Origin of the sequence: Marivivens niveibacter, assembly GCF_002150005.2 — a bacterium.
Lineage (GTDB): Bacteria > Pseudomonadota > Alphaproteobacteria > Rhodobacterales > Rhodobacteraceae > Marivivens > Marivivens niveibacter.
Window position 1 is genome coordinate 496,632 of the sequence record NZ_MSPP01000003.1, and the last position, 13,324, is coordinate 509,955.

At 53.9% G+C, this 13,324-nt stretch carries 15 protein-coding genes; 8 read left to right on the forward strand and 7 right to left on the reverse strand.

The genetic code is table 11. From position 1 onward, the window contains the following. A complete protein-coding gene (locus BVC71_RS11245) occupies positions 1–210 on the reverse strand; it encodes a cold-shock protein (RefSeq protein ID WP_086451849.1) in 210 nt (69 codons plus the stop codon). Between the two features lie 179 nt (positions 211–389). Here BVC71_RS11245 and BVC71_RS11250 point away from each other — a divergent pair, with 179 nt between their 5' ends. Then, positions 390–719 (forward strand): arsenate reductase family protein, encoded by a 330-nt coding sequence (locus BVC71_RS11250; protein ID WP_086451744.1) that lies wholly within the window; start codon positions 390–392, stop codon positions 717–719. On the opposite strand, the gene BVC71_RS11255 is transcribed toward BVC71_RS11250, so the two are convergent. From BVC71_RS11255 to BVC71_RS11270, 4 genes are read right to left on the reverse strand one after another with little or no spacing between them, the layout of a single operon-like run. Then, positions 655–1,221, reverse strand: coding sequence for a DoxX family protein (locus BVC71_RS11255; protein ID WP_086451745.1), 567 nt, complete (start codon positions 1,219–1,221; stop codon positions 655–657). The genes BVC71_RS11250 and BVC71_RS11255 overlap by 65 nt on opposite strands. Continuing rightward, complete coding sequence (locus tag BVC71_RS11260; RefSeq protein ID WP_086451746.1) at positions 1,208–1,909, reverse strand: HvfC/BufC N-terminal domain-containing protein; 702 nt, start codon at positions 1,907–1,909, stop codon at positions 1,208–1,210. Before BVC71_RS11260 ends, BVC71_RS11255 begins: the two co-directional genes overlap by 14 nt. Then, positions 1,902–2,732 carry an MNIO family bufferin maturase gene (gene bufB, locus BVC71_RS11265; protein ID WP_086451747.1) on the reverse strand — a complete coding sequence of 277 codons (831 nt, stop codon included), beginning with the start codon at positions 2,730–2,732 and terminating at the stop codon, positions 1,902–1,904. Before bufB ends, BVC71_RS11260 begins: the two co-directional genes overlap by 8 nt. Before the next feature lie 53 nt (positions 2,733–2,785). Beyond that, entirely contained in the window at positions 2,786–3,088 is a 303-nt protein-coding gene (locus BVC71_RS11270) for a BufA1 family periplasmic bufferin-type metallophore (RefSeq protein ID WP_086451748.1), read from the reverse strand. Positions 3,089–3,440: 352 nt separating this feature from the next. Here BVC71_RS11270 and BVC71_RS11280 point away from each other — a divergent pair, with 352 nt between their 5' ends. Next, the gene (locus BVC71_RS11280) at positions 3,441–3,809 is read left to right on the forward strand and encodes a hypothetical protein (protein WP_086451850.1); all 369 of its coding nucleotides are present in this window, start codon (positions 3,441–3,443) and stop codon (positions 3,807–3,809) included. A gap of 18 nt (positions 3,810–3,827) precedes the next feature. Here BVC71_RS11280 and thrS read toward each other — a convergent pair whose 3' ends face one another. Next, positions 3,828–5,774: a threonine--tRNA ligase gene (gene thrS, locus BVC71_RS11285; protein WP_086451750.1), complete on the reverse strand. Its 1,947-nt coding sequence runs from the start codon at positions 5,772–5,774 to the stop codon at positions 3,828–3,830. A 154-nt stretch (positions 5,775–5,928) separates the two neighbouring features. Here thrS and BVC71_RS11290 point away from each other — a divergent pair, with 154 nt between their 5' ends. The 3 genes from BVC71_RS11290 to BVC71_RS11300 all read left to right on the forward strand — a co-directional run bounded on the left by BVC71_RS11290 (position 5,929) and on the right by BVC71_RS11300 (position 8,751). Next, the gene (locus BVC71_RS11290; RefSeq protein ID WP_240516838.1) at positions 5,929–7,206 is read left to right on the forward strand and encodes an MFS transporter; all 1,278 of its coding nucleotides are present in this window, start codon (positions 5,929–5,931) and stop codon (positions 7,204–7,206) included. Next, positions 7,199–7,939 carry an alpha/beta hydrolase gene (locus tag BVC71_RS11295; protein ID WP_086451751.1) on the forward strand — a complete coding sequence of 247 codons (741 nt, stop codon included), beginning with the start codon at positions 7,199–7,201 and terminating at the stop codon, positions 7,937–7,939. Before BVC71_RS11290 ends, BVC71_RS11295 begins: the two co-directional genes overlap by 8 nt. Before the next feature lie 104 nt (positions 7,940–8,043). Then, the gene (locus tag BVC71_RS11300) at positions 8,044–8,751 is read left to right on the forward strand and encodes an alpha/beta fold hydrolase (protein ID WP_086451752.1); all 708 of its coding nucleotides are present in this window, start codon (positions 8,044–8,046) and stop codon (positions 8,749–8,751) included. 9 nt (positions 8,752–8,760) lie between these two features. Here the strand turns inward: BVC71_RS11300 and phaZ are convergent, their stop codons facing one another. Beyond that, positions 8,761–10,050 carry a polyhydroxyalkanoate depolymerase gene (gene phaZ, locus BVC71_RS11305; protein WP_086451753.1) on the reverse strand — a complete coding sequence of 430 codons (1,290 nt, stop codon included), beginning with the start codon at positions 10,048–10,050 and terminating at the stop codon, positions 8,761–8,763. Positions 10,051–10,152: 102 nt separating this feature from the next. Between phaZ and BVC71_RS11310 the strand changes: the two genes are divergently transcribed. The 3 genes from BVC71_RS11310 to phaR all read left to right on the forward strand — a co-directional run bounded on the left by BVC71_RS11310 (position 10,153) and on the right by phaR (position 13,254). After that, the gene (locus BVC71_RS11310; protein ID WP_086451852.1) at positions 10,153–11,955 is read left to right on the forward strand and encodes a PHA/PHB synthase family protein; all 1,803 of its coding nucleotides are present in this window, start codon (positions 10,153–10,155) and stop codon (positions 11,953–11,955) included. A gap of 168 nt (positions 11,956–12,123) precedes the next feature. Then, positions 12,124–12,570 (forward strand): phasin family protein, encoded by a 447-nt coding sequence (locus BVC71_RS11315; protein WP_086451754.1) that lies wholly within the window; start codon positions 12,124–12,126, stop codon positions 12,568–12,570. 132 nt (positions 12,571–12,702) lie between these two features. After that, on the forward strand, positions 12,703–13,254 hold the full coding sequence (gene phaR, locus BVC71_RS11320; protein WP_086451755.1) for a polyhydroxyalkanoate synthesis repressor PhaR: 552 nt from the start codon (positions 12,703–12,705) through the stop codon (positions 13,252–13,254). Positions 13,255–13,324: the final 70 nt, after the last annotated feature.

A 13,324-nucleotide genomic window follows, 5' to 3' on the forward strand; every position in this document is an offset into this window, starting at 1 on the left:
TCAGTCGCCTTTGGCTAAATTGCCTGCCATTTTGCGGCCGTCGCGGCCTTCGATTAGTTCAAAAGAAATTTTTTGATTGTCGGCTAGCCCTGTCATGCCGGCCTGTTCGACTGCTGAAATGTGAACGAAAACGTCGCTACCGCCGGTATCAGGTGCGATAAAGCCGTAGCCTTTGGTGGTGTTAAACCATTTTACGGTGCCTGTCGGCATCTTGAAAACTCCTTCTACGTCTTGGCCCGCGTTGAGGCCGATGCAGGTTTGCAAGCCCCAGCCAAAATCACTGCGATCCCGATACCTGTTAGGCAAACGTTAGCACGATTCCCTAAAATCCAAATCACAACCTTGCCCTGCGGCCAATTTCTGCGACAAATGCCAAAAAAGGAGGCATCATGAAGGTCTATTCCCTGAAAACCTGCGATACCTGTCGCAAAACGATCAAAGAACTGGCAGGCGCTGGGTATGAATTTGACGTCGTAGATATCCGCGCAGATGGATTAAACGATCAGGATATTGCAGACATTGTTGCCGTATTTGGCGATAAATCGGTGAACAAAGCCTCGTCCACATGGCGTAATTTGTCCGACGTGGACAAGGCAAAATCGCCTGCTGAATTGATCGCAGAACACCCCACCGCGATGAAGCGTCCTGTCATTATCAAAGACGGGCAGTTTTATCAGGGTTGGACCGCAGCAACCAAATCGGCGCTTTTGCCCGGCTGAACCAACGATCGACCGAAATTGGCCCTGCACCGGTCAGGGCCAAACTGAACAGGACAAATACCCACATCAGGCGCTGATCTAGGATGATCCCGTCCGGCATACGGTCAAACAAGGCACCTAACGTTGCTGCATCAATGCCGTGGCCGACTATGTCGGTCAGGCTTTGCACGATAATAAAAACAATCATGCCAATCGCAGCTGGGCGCGTCGCAGCGCCGATAATGATAAGCGCGGGCAATACAAATTCGGCCAATGTTCCCGCAATGACGATAAACGTCGGAACGATGCCCAAAGCGCTGGGGTCATAGCCTGCCTGTTCGATCAAGCGTGGGAATATCTGAAAATAGGCACCTGCGCTGGGCGTGAATGGCCCCAAAGGTGCGCCGACTTTGGTCATAGCAGAGGCCCAAAAATAGGGGGCAAGCGTCGCAGCAAATACCAACCGCGCCAATGTGCCAATGCTGGGCGCAGCGATGCGATTAATAGGGTCATATATGGTCATGTGACAGGCCTGTAATTGCGTTTCGGGAAATCAATAGGCGTAGCAAATCGGGTAGATCGGTCGCGTCGCCAGCCATCAAAACCCCCAACGGTTTGCCCGCGGCCATTGGGTCGATCATGTCGATTTGCTGGGAACTGATTGGATCAACCATTGGATCGAACTGTGGCCTGCTAATCAGTGCATTCTGTGCAGTGCGTCCGATCACCTGATCCGGTGCGCCTGTATTTTTGCGCCAGATATCAACGATTGGGTACTCTGATCTGACCACATGCACTGCTGGAGCAAGCTGGATTTTAAGACTGTGAAGGTTGATCACCTGATCCATCGTAACAGGTTGTGCATCTGCAGCGTGATAGGCGCGCCGCTGCATAAGTTCGATCAGCGCGACATCGGGCAGATACGGCAAATGCGCAACGGGCTGAAACCTGCGCAGAAATTGCGGAAATTCAACGCCGTATTCCATCATGATTGGTGATTTCGGCAGATGAATGCGGACAAAGGCCCCAGCCATTGCGCGGAAAAACGGGATGCCGACAATGCGTTGAACGGCTGGAAACCCTGTGGCCAGCGCGTCAATTAGGCCGACGACGATATTGTTGCGGTAAACGTTAAACCGTCCTGATTGGTCGGGAATACCTACGGGTGGCTGATCTGGGTTTAGGGCGGCGGTGACAAATTCGCTATGCATCGATCATCAACGCCTGTTCTGCGCGAACCGCTTCGGCGCGCAAGGTTGCCCAGTCAGGAATTTCGTTATCCCATTCGACCAAAATGGGCTGTGCCCCTGTTTGGCGCAGCGTGTAGTCCAGCAATTCCCAGACAGGTTCGGACGTCGGGGCGCCATGGCTGTCGATCAGCAAAGGGTTGCCCGCATCATCGTGGTCATGGGCGTGACCAGCGACATGGATTTCGCGGACGTGTTCCGTTGGGTATTCGTCAATATAGTCGCGCGGTGAAAACCCAAGGTTATTGGCCGAAACAAAGACGTTGTTCACATCCAACAACAGGCCGCAGCCCGTGCGACGCGCGATCTCGCTGATAAACTCTGGCTCTGACATGTCAGAAGCGTCAAAGCTTAAATAACTGGATGGATTTTCCATCAACAGCGGGCGGCCTAATGCCTCTTGGGCCTGATCAATGTGGTCGATGACATGGTTCAGGGTTTGCGCAGTATAGGGCAGGGGCAACAGATCGTTTAAAAATAGATCGTCATGCGTGGACCATGCCAGATGTTCGGAAAATTGGGCGGGTTGCAGCCAGTCCAGCAATTTGCGTAACCGCTGCAAATGATCTTTGTCTAGTGGAGCAGCGGCGCCCAGCGATAGGGCGACGCCATGGACCGAAATCGGAAACCGTTCGGCCAGCGCCCGCAATTGCGCCAAGGGGCGACCGCCGTCACCCATGTAGTTTTCGGCGTGAATTTCGATCCAACGAACAGGAGAAGGATGAGACATCAGATCGGTGAAATGTTGGGGTTTGTAACCAACACCGGGGGCTGCGGGCAGGGACATGGGATTTCCTTTCGGTTAGGCAGATGCGCGCCTTTTCAGACGCGCAACCGTCATTAGCTGGCCATGTCGCGCTCTAGCGGCATAAGCGAACCCATGCGTTTCATATCGCCGTCCATCATGCCGACTTCCATGGTTTCACAGGTGCCAGCTGGAACCAGGCTCCATGCGTTGCCTTGGTAATCGACGGTGGATGTGCCTGCGCAGGTCGTGCCTGGACCAGCGGCGCAATCGTTTTCACCTGCCAGCGCAACGCCATAACATTTTTCCATTTCCTGCGCGGCTGCCTGATGGGCGATGCCGGTCAGCGCGGTTGCAACAGCAGATGCGATAACGACGGATTTCGAAACTTTGGACATGAGTTAACCCTCTGATAAAATTTGTTTTCTGCCGATCTTGGCTTCGGCACCAACAGGTTAAATTCAGGTCGGGTCATTGATCCATTCACAGGATCGTTGTTAACAGACGCGTGAGGTTTCGTGATTTGGGCGGCCTGATCTATCTGCGAAATTGCACGTTTCGATACGTCAATGTTTCAGTTTCTGCGCCTGCGAAATCCGTTATTTGGTCGGTTTTGTTTCAACTGATCAGTGTGAAATTGCGGGCTGTAACATTTCCAGACGGGATATTTCGCCCAATTTTCCCCGCATCATGTTTGTTGGAATCCGCCGTGATCGTTATTAGGTGATGCCTGAACGACAGGAGGGCGCCATGCGAAACGCGGCAAAAACTTTGGGTATTATCGGCGGGATCATCGGGATGATCGTCGGGTTTTTCAGTTTTGGTTATATCACGCTGACAGAAAACCATCGCGAAGTTGCTGAATTTTTTGGTGCGGTAACGAACCCTGAATTCATCAAAATCGCCAGTTTCCTAGGCCCTATTCTGGCAATCGCGGGCGGCGCAATGGCGGTGCATCGCGCGTTGGTTGGCGGGATTTTGATGCTGGTGTCGGCAGGCATGATGTATGCCGCGTTCGGTTTTGGCTTTGCCACGATGTTCCCGATCGGAATGGTCGGGCTGGCCGGTGTTCTGGCGTTGGCTGCGGGCAAGCCAGATGAAGAAAAGGCCCACTTTTAACAGCGGGCCTTTAAAATTTTATTTCAGGTCTGGCGCTTGGGCTTCGTCCTTTAGCTGGGCGACGATGTCATCCAAGCTAATGGTCGAGGTGCGGTTTTCACCCAAACGTCGGGCGGAAACGGTACGTTCCTCGACCTCGCGGGCGCCGATGGCCAGAATGACAGGCACCTTGCCCAGCGAGTGTTCGCGGACCTTGTAGTTGATCTTTTCGTTGCGTTTATCCGCCTCGGCGCGGACGCCAACGGCGCGTAGGGCTGCAACGACTTCGTCTACGTAACCATCCGCTTCTGACACGATGGACGCCACAACTACCTGACGCGGTGCCAGCCAGAACGGCAGTTTGCCTGCGTGTTCTTCGATCAGGATGCCGATGAAACGTTCAAACGATCCCAGAACCGCGCGGTGCAGCATAACAGGGCGGTGTTTGTCGCCATCTGCGCCGATGTAGGTTGCGGACAGGCGTTCAGGCAGGTTGGGGTCAACCTGCAAGGTGCCGCATTGCCACTGACGGCCGATCGCGTCGGTCAGCGTGAATTCCAGCTTTGGACCATAGAATGCGCCTTCGCCTTCTTGGATTTCGTATTCGTATCCAGCAGCGTTACACGCGTCGCCCAATGCCTTTTCAACGCGGTCCCAGCTTTCTTCGGAGCCGATGCGTTTTTCAGGACGGGTCGATAGTTTGATGGTCCAGTTGTGGAACCCAAGGTCAGCATAGATTTTCGCCAAGAATTCGATGAATTTCTTGGTTTCCGCTTCGATCTGATCATCGGTGCAGAAAATATGCGCGTCGTCTTGGGTGAATCCGCGCACGCGCATGATGCCGTGCAGCGCGCCCGATGGTTCGTAACGGGCACAGGACCCGAATTCAGCCATACGCAGCGGCAGATCACGATAGGATTTCAGGCCCGAGTTGAACACCTGCACGTGGCACGGGCAGTTCATCGGCTTCAGCGCGTTGATCGCTTTTTCGCGGGCATGCTCTTCGTCGACTTCGACGATGAACATGTTTTCCTGATAGTTGTCCCAGTGACCCGATTTTTCCCACAGTTTGCGGTCAACAACCTGCGGAGTGTTTACTTCGACGTAACCGTCTACCTCTTGCATGCGGCGCATATAGTCCTGCAGCGTGGTGTAGATTTTCCAGCCGTTCGGGTGCCAGAAGATTTGGCCAGGGGCCTCTTCTTGCATGTGGAACAGGTCCATTTCGCGGCCCAGTTTGCGGTGATCGCGTTTGGCCGCTTCTTCCATCATGGTTTCCCATGCTTTCAGGTCTTTGCGGTTTTTGAACGCAACGCCGTAGATACGCTGCAGCATCGGGCGCGAGCTGTCGCCAAGGAAATACGCGCCAGCCACGTGGGTCAGTTTGAAACCGTCCGCAGGGACCTGACCGGTGTGCTGAAGGTGCGGGCCGCGGCACAGATCCTGCCAGTCACCGTGCCAGTACATGCGCAGGTCTTCGTCTTCGGGGATGCGGTTCACCAGTTCGATTTTATAAGGTTCGTTATTGTCCTCATAATATTTGATCGCATCGGCGCGGGACCAGATTTCGGTTTTCACCGCGTCGCGGGCGTTGATGATTTCTTTCATCTTCGCTTCGATTTGGCCCAGATCTTCGGGGGTGAATGGCTCTTGGCGGTCGAAATCGTAGAACCAGCCGTTGTCACGAACAGGGCCGATGGTGACTTTGACGTCGGGCCAGATTTCCTGAACAGCGCGGGCCATGATGTGCGCCAGATCGTGGCGGATCAGTTCCAGCGCAGGTTCATCGTCCTGCATGGTGTTGATGGCGATTCTGGCGTCTTCATTGATCGGCCACTGCATATCCCAATGCGCGCCATTCACGGTCGCAGAGATTGCTTTTTTCGCTAGAGAAGTTGCGATGGATGCAGCGACTTCGGCAGGGGTTACGCCTGCGTCGTAGTCACGCGAATTGCCATCAGGGAAAGTCAGGGAAATTTGGCTCATCTTGCCAGTCTCCTCGTCAGTTTGGCGCCCACGGAACGCCCGGTTGCGGGTTAATATGTTCGGGCTTTGTTTGAAACTGATGCGGCGGTGGTGTCAACCCAAACTGCCGCGCTATATGCGAGTTATTGTTTTATAGGTTTCACAAGGCACAGGCATGACCACACTGGTTGATCGCGCGTTTATTGCATTGGTTGCGGACAGCAGCAAAAAGGGCGGGTTGTCTGATGCCGAACATCAGGCAGAGCCCGCGAATTTTTTCCGCCATGTGGGTGCGTTGACCGCCAGTAAAATCGCGGACGGATTGGTTGACCCTAAACTGGTGCTTAGCTGGCTGTTGACCCATCTGGGGGCGGGCGCGGGCGTTACGGGGATGTTGGTCCCGATCCGCGAATCCGGCGCGCTGCTGCCGCAGTTATTCACCGCAGGCTATGTCGCGCAGATGCGGCACCGCAAATGGGCGTGGGTCGCGGGCGCGACGGGGCAGGCGATTGCGGCAGCGGGTATGGTGTTGGCCGCGCTGACATTATCAGGCGCAGCGGCAGGGTGGACCATATTGGCGCTGCTCGCGCTGCTGGCAGTTTCGCGGTCGGTCTGTTCGGTCAGTTTCAAAGACATCTTAGGCAAAACCATTGGGTCCAGCCGTCGTGGCACCGTCGCAGGCGCGGCAGCGACTGTGGCATCATCGGTCGTCATCATATTTGCGCTGCTGCTGATCTGGGATGGTTTTGATCGGTTTGCTTTGGTCGTGTCCGCATTGGGGATCGCGGTGATCGGCTGGATCGTTGCGTCGATTTCGATGGCGTCCCTGAATGAAATGGATAGCGACACCGGCGACCGCCCGATGATCCCGAACCCTTGGGCCGTATTGAAAAACAGCCCGCAACTTGGGTGGTTCGTCACCGCCCGGAGTTTGATGGTCGGGACGGCGTTGGCGCCGCCATATTTGGTTCTGCTATCGGCCAACGGCACCCAAGAGGTCGCAGAAATCGGTGGGTTGGTCCTCGCCTCGGCGGTTGCATCGTTTTTGTCGTCCTATGTCTGGGGACGTTTTTCCGACCGATCATCGCGTCAGGTTTTGATCGTTGCGGGGATCGCTGCGGCCATCGCGTTGGGGCTTGCGCTGGGTCTGGAATGGCTGGGCATCGCGGACACTGTTTGGGCCATGCCCGTGGTGCTGTTCGGCCTGATGATCGCCTATCATGGTGTGCGTCAGGGCCGTTCGACCCATCTGGTCGATATGGCCGACGAAAAGGACCGCGCCGATTTCACAGCCGTTTCCAATACGGTGGTTGGCCTGTTCCTGTTGGGGGCAGGGGCGGTTTGTTCCGCGATCGCGACGATCAGTGTGCCTCTTGTCATTTGGGTATTTATCGTGATGTCTATTGCCGGATCTATCGCCGCATATCGACTACACGAGGTTCAAAGTGACTGAATATCTGACCACGCCGCAAAATCGCCGCATCGCCTATAACCTGACCGCAGGCAAAGGGCCGACTGTCGTGTTCTGTGGTGGTCTGAAATCCGATATGGAGGGCACCAAAGCCATCGCGTTAGAAGAATGGGCCAAAAAAACGGGCCACGGATTCCTGCGGTTTGACTATTCGGGTCACGGCATCAGCGACGGCAAATTCGAAGACGGCTGTATCGGCGACTGGTTCGAAGACGCCAGCGCAGCCATCGATCTGATCGATGGGAAGGTCCTGCTTGTCGGATCGTCGATGGGCGGGTGGGTGTCGCTGCTGCTGTCCCGCGAACGTGCCGATAAGGTTGCGGGTCTAGTCACCATCGCAGGCGCTCCAGATTTCACCGAAGACGGCTATTGGGCCAGTTTTTCGGACGCGGAAAAAGATCAGGTCATGACCCAAGGCCGCATCGAAATCCCGAACGAATATGTCGAACCCTATGTCATTACCCGCCGCCTGATCGAAGACGGACGCGACCGTTTGATCCTACGCAGCCCGCTGGCGTTCGATTTTCCTGTTCGCATACTGCAAGGTAGCGCAGACGACGTTGTGAAACAGGACGTTGCCGAACGTCTGTTTGCCCATGCCGCGGGCAATGACATTCAGCTAACGGTCGTCAAAGGCGCGGATCACCGGTTTTCCGATGACACCTGTTTGGCCGTTATCGAACACGCGGTTAGCGATATTTTGCAGCGGGTGTAAAACAGACTTTTCCTATGCGAATGGATAGGCCATGATGCCGTAAAAGCGTGCCAAAGACGCGCTAAATCGAGCTATCGGCCCAAATTTCGGGTTACAGGACAAATATGTTTGAACCATTGGTTTTATTGCCCGGCATTCTGTCGGACATGCGGTTGTTTTTGCCGCAGATTACAACGCTTAGCCGTGAAATGCCGGTCATGGTTGCGCCTACGATGTTGGGTGAACGTGTCGATGAAATCGCATCTGGCCTATTACCGACCTTGCCGCAGAAATTTGCGCTGATGGGACATGGGTTTGGCGGGATCATCGCGATGGAGCTGGCCCGCCGCGCGCCCGAACGCATTACGCGTTTGGCGTTGTCCTCGACCTCGCCTTTGCCTGAAACGCCCCAAGATTCAGGAGAACGCGAATTGCGGATTGTTGGTGCGCGGGCAGGGCGGTTTGACGATGTGATTGCAAAAGAAATCCCACCCGAGGCTTTGGGGGCAGCGCAGCGGGCAACCGTTTACCCCAAATTGCAAACAATGGCCCGAACCGGTGGTGCAGAGGCCTATGTCCGTCAGTCCCGTGCGATGCAGCGTCGGCGCGATCAGCAATCAACGATGCGCCGTCTGAAAATGCCAGTCATGGTGATTTGCGGTGAACATGATCCGATTTTTCCGGTCAAACGCCACGGATTTATGGCGTCTTTGATCCCCTATGCGGAACTGTCGGTCATCCCCGGCGCTGGTCATTTACCAACGCTCGAGGCGCCGACCGCGATGACAGATGTCATCCGTAAATGGATGGCGCAGCCCTTGGTGCTGCGCTAGGCGCGGCGGTTATTTAACCGCCACGACCTTTGGTTTCATTGGTGTGGTTTTGGGCGCAGGTTTTTCATCGGTCGCGTTATCGTCGATGAAATCCAGTACCAGCGGACGGATATTATCGCGCCAGCTGCGGCCTGCAAAAATACCATAGTGTCCAGCGTTCGGTTCGACGTGGAACGCTTTTTTGCTGTCTGGCAGGCTGGTCAGCAGATCCAGCGCGGCTTTGCATTGGCCTGGGGCCGAAATATCGTCTTTTTCGCCTTCGACCGTTTTCACCGCCACGGTGGTGATTTTGCTGATGTCGACCTTTTTGCCATCCACGACGAATATATTCTGGGCGATTTCGCGGTTCTTGAACACGCGTTCGACCGTCGACAGGTAAAACTCTGCCGTCATATCCATCACAGCAAGGTATTCATCATAAAAGATGTTGTGCTTGTCATGATCCGACGCTTCGCCTTTGGCGGCGCGGAAAATTTGATCTTGGAACGCGGTAGCGTGTGTTTCAGCGTTCATCGAAATGAATGACGCCAATTGCAGCAGACCCGGATAAACCAGACGACCAACACCGCTATATTTGTAACCGACGCGCTGGATCATGGTCTGTTCCAGCTGACCCATCGTCACCGAACGGCCGAAATCAGTAACTTCGGTGTGGTTAGCTTCGGGGTCGATTGGGCCGCCGATCAGCGTTAGCGTTTTGGGCTGCGCATCTGGCTCTTCTTCGGCCAGATAGGCTGTCGCGGCCAAGGTCAGCGGTGCCGGCTGACAGATAGCGATCACGTTCAGGTCGCTGCCCAGATGTTTCATGAAATCGACCAGATACAATGTGTAATCTTCGACGTCGAATTTACCTGCGCTGACTGGGATGTCGCGGGCGTTGTGCCAATCGGTGATGTAAACTTCGCAATCAGGCAAAAGGCTGATGACGGTTTTGCGCAGCAACGTGGCGTAGTGGCCAGACATTGGCGCAACCAATAAAACGCGGCGTTTCATTGGTTTGCGGCCTACGACCGAAAAATGAATCAGATCACCGAACGGGCGCGAAATTTCGGTTTCGATGCGCACGATGTGGTCTTTGCCATCTTCCATGGCAATGGACGGAATGCCCCAGTCGGGCTTTGCCACCATACGCGCGAAAGTCCGTTCGGTCACTTCGCCCCACGCGCCGATCCATTGTACCAATGGGTTAGCGGTTGCAGCCATCGCAGGGTAAGCGGCAAATGCGCGCGCAGACGCGCCGAGCCACTGATTAGTGTTACGAACGCTTTCCATAACGTCATATGTGTACATATACTTCATTTGGCGTCTCCTGTTCGCGGACAGCTGGATAGCGAGGCACCGGCATATTTTAAGTGAATAAACCGATGCTGCATGTGCAAAGGTTACGGGGAGGGCGAGAATATGACAACTGAAGAATTAGTCGTAAATGACGCAGGTAAGGCGGAATTGGCGAAATTCGAAGCGAACATGGCCCGAATAGAGGAACTTACTCAGCGGATTTTGGCCGCTTTTTCCCATAAAAAACAGGTTCCTCAGGCCCTACAGGGGCCAGGTTCGGATTTATACATGAAGGCCGCGACCGCCATGTGGGCCGAATGGTTGAACCACCCGTCCAAGATTTTTGAACAACAGATTGAATATTGGGGCAAAACCCTAAAACACTTTACCGAAGCCCAAGAAGGACTGGCAAAAGGCACGTTTCAGGTGCCCAAAGATGAAACAGGCGATGATCGCCGGTTTGCGAATCCTTTGTGGAAAACGAATCCTTATTTCAACTTCGTCAAACAACAGTACATGATGAACGCGGAAGCGATCATGAAAGGCGTTGACGATTTAGAAGGGTTGAGCGAGCTGGAGCGTGGCCGCCTGCGGTATTTCAGCGGTCAGATCGTGGACATGATGTGCCCCACGAATTTCCTTCCAACAAACCCGGATGCATTACAGCGCGCAATCGAAACCGAAGGCCAAAGTCTGGTTGATGGTTTGGAAAACCTTGTACGCGATCTAGAGGCGCACGACGGCGAATTGGTCGTATCACTGGCAGACGGAACCGCGTTTCAGTTAGGAAATAATATCGCTACCACCAAAGGTGACGTTGTATTCCGCAATGAACTGTTCGAACTGATCCAATATGCCCCGACCACAGATCAGGTGCATAAGACGCCATTGGTTCTGTTTCCGCCATGGATCAACAAATTCTACATTCTTGATCTGAAAGAACAGAACAGTCTGGTGAAATACATCGTGGATCAGGGGTTCACTTTGTTCGTTGTGTCGTGGGTCAATCCAGATGCATCGATGGCTGATACGGGGCTAGAAGACTATATCGCCAAAGGGTACCGCACCGCGATTAACGAAGTAAAAGCGATTTGCGGCACCGAAACGGTGAATGCGGTTGGCTATTGTATTGCGGGTACGACATTGTCTGTGACCCTGTCGCAGATGGAACAAGAGGGCGATAGTTCGGTAAATTCGGCAACCTTCTTTACCACGCTGACTGATTTTTCCGATCAAGGTGAATTCCGTGTGTTCCTGACCGATGACTTCGTTGATGGCATCGAAGAGGAATGTAACCGCACCGGCATTCTGGAATCGTTTTATATGGCGCGCACGTTTAGCTATTTGCGGTCGCGCGACCTGATCTACCAGCCAGCGATCAAAAGCTACATGATGGGCGAAACGCCACCCGCGTTTGATCTACTGTATTGGAACGGGGATGGAACCAACCTGCCAGCCAAAATGGCGGTGCAGTATCTGCGGCACCTGTGTCAGAAAGACGAATTCGCCCAAGGCGTTTTTGAATTGGACGGCATGACCCATTCGGTTGCCAATGTGAAAGTGCCAGTCTGCGCGATTGCCTGTGAAACGGATCACATTGCAGCATGGAAATCGTCATTCCAGGGTGTCCAGAAAATGGGATCCAAGGACAAAACCTTTATCCTGTCGGAAAGCGGGCATATCGCGGGCATCGTCAATCCACCATCTAAAAAGAAGTACGGGCATTGGACCAATCCCGACCTAGGATTGGACCCCGAAGACTGGAAAGACAGCGCCGACAAACACGAAGGGTCGTGGTGGCCCCGTTGGGCAAAATGGCTGTCGGCACGATCTGGAGAGATGGTCGAGGCAAGAAAACCGGGCGATTCGTCCCATCCATCGCTATGCTCAGCACCGGGAACCTATGTGCAGCGGATTTCGCTATAAGAAAGTCGACTTACGACTTTCGGCTAAGTCCCTGATTTTGCTGCGTCGCAAAAAATTCATATGCTGCACCGCAGAAAAAGCTTGAAATGCTGCGGTGCAGCATCCATAGTTTATGTATCAGATTTAAAAGCGGCCAAGGTGGTCGCGTACTGTTGAAAGGTTAAGACTATGGCTACCGCTACCGACTTCACCGCTGTGTTCAAGGACATGATGGGTTCCTTCCCTGTAGACACCAAATCCATGGAAGACGCTTACAAAACTCAGACTGATCTGGCAGAGAAAATGTCGGCTGTGGCAATTGATGCCGCAAAAAAATCGACCGATCTGTCGGCGAAATGGACCCAAGACACTCTGGCTAAACTGACCGAGATGTCCAAAGCCAAATCCGAACCAGCTGATTACGCAAAATCGATCACCGATTTCGCAACCGCATCGGCTGAAACCGCTGCAGAGCATATGGCTGCTTTCGCTGAGATCGCGAAAAAAGTTCAGACCGAATCCATCGAACTGATGATGGCTGCTGGCAAAGCTGCGGGCGAAGACATGACCGCCGCTGCTAAGAAAGCAACCGAAACTGCGACTGCGACCGCGAAAAAAGCAACCGCATCGAAGTAATCGACCCTTACCGACCTTCCTCCTCCCTCTGGTCGGAAAAATGAGCGGGCTGCCTAGTGCAGCTCGCTCTTTCTTTTTGCTGCAACCCGTCTTAGGCTTTCTGCATTGCCGCACTCGTTCTGGGAGGATTACGTGGCCGAAGCAAATAAACCATTACTCATCAAACGGTATGCAAGCCGTCGGTTGTACAACACTGAAACCAGTGACTATGTCACTTTAGAAGATATCGCCGTGTTCATTCGCGAAGGCCGCGAGGTCCAGATCGTGGACCTGAAGTCGGGCGATGATCTGACACGCCAATATCTACTGCAAATCATTGCAGAACATGAAAGCCGCGGCGAAAGCGTTCTGCCGGTCGACGTTTTGACTGATCTGGTGCGCAGCTACACGACTCAAGCGTCTTCGGTTGTGCCTCAGGTACTGGCCGCATCTTTTGAAATGCTACGTCAAAGCCAGACCCAAATGATGGAAAATATGGCCAAAGCGTCGCCCGTCGCATCTATGCCGGGTCTAGAAGCAATTCAGGCGCAGCAAGCAGCATTCCTAAAAGCGATGACAGGCGGTTTGATGGGCAGTTCCGGTCCAACGCCTGAAATGGCCGAAGATGCCAAAGGCGATGATCTGGACACGATCAAAAAACAGCTGGCCGATCTACAGGCTAAACTGTCTGCGATGACCAAATAATTGATTTGGGTCGCGGTTTGTCGCGGCCCGATTTTACGAAAATGGGCGGGCATTGCCCGCTTTTTACGTG

Excerpts from the sequence above, each read along its gene's own strand:
- phaZ (WP_086451753.1), bottom strand. The coding sequence starts at position 10,050 with ATGAAGTATATGTACACATATGACGTTATGGAAAGCGTTCGTAACACT.
- BVC71_RS11255 (WP_086451745.1), bottom strand. The coding sequence starts at position 1,221 with ATGACCATATATGACCCTATTAATCGCATCGCTGCGCCCAGCATTGGC.
- thrS (WP_086451750.1), bottom strand. The coding sequence starts at position 5,774 with ATGAGCCAAATTTCCCTGACTTTCCCTGATGGCAATTCGCGTGACTAC.
- BVC71_RS11245 (WP_086451849.1), bottom strand. The coding sequence starts at position 210 with ATGCCGACAGGCACCGTAAAATGGTTTAACACCACCAAAGGCTACGGC.
- BVC71_RS11315 (WP_086451754.1), top strand. The coding sequence starts at position 12,124 with ATGGCTACCGCTACCGACTTCACCGCTGTGTTCAAGGACATGATGGGT.
- BVC71_RS11280 (WP_086451850.1), top strand. The coding sequence starts at position 3,441 with ATGCGAAACGCGGCAAAAACTTTGGGTATTATCGGCGGGATCATCGGG.
- BVC71_RS11260 (WP_086451746.1), bottom strand. The coding sequence starts at position 1,909 with ATGCATAGCGAATTTGTCACCGCCGCCCTAAACCCAGATCAGCCACCC.
- BVC71_RS11310 (WP_086451852.1), top strand. The coding sequence starts at position 10,153 with ATGACAACTGAAGAATTAGTCGTAAATGACGCAGGTAAGGCGGAATTG.
- BVC71_RS11290 (WP_240516838.1), top strand. The coding sequence starts at position 5,929 with ATGACCACACTGGTTGATCGCGCGTTTATTGCATTGGTTGCGGACAGC.
- bufB (WP_086451747.1), bottom strand. The coding sequence starts at position 2,732 with ATGTCCCTGCCCGCAGCCCCCGGTGTTGGTTACAAACCCCAACATTTC.
- BVC71_RS11270 (WP_086451748.1), bottom strand. The coding sequence starts at position 3,088 with ATGTCCAAAGTTTCGAAATCCGTCGTTATCGCATCTGCTGTTGCAACC.
- BVC71_RS11300 (WP_086451752.1), top strand. The coding sequence starts at position 8,044 with ATGTTTGAACCATTGGTTTTATTGCCCGGCATTCTGTCGGACATGCGG.
- BVC71_RS11250 (WP_086451744.1), top strand. The coding sequence starts at position 390 with ATGAAGGTCTATTCCCTGAAAACCTGCGATACCTGTCGCAAAACGATC.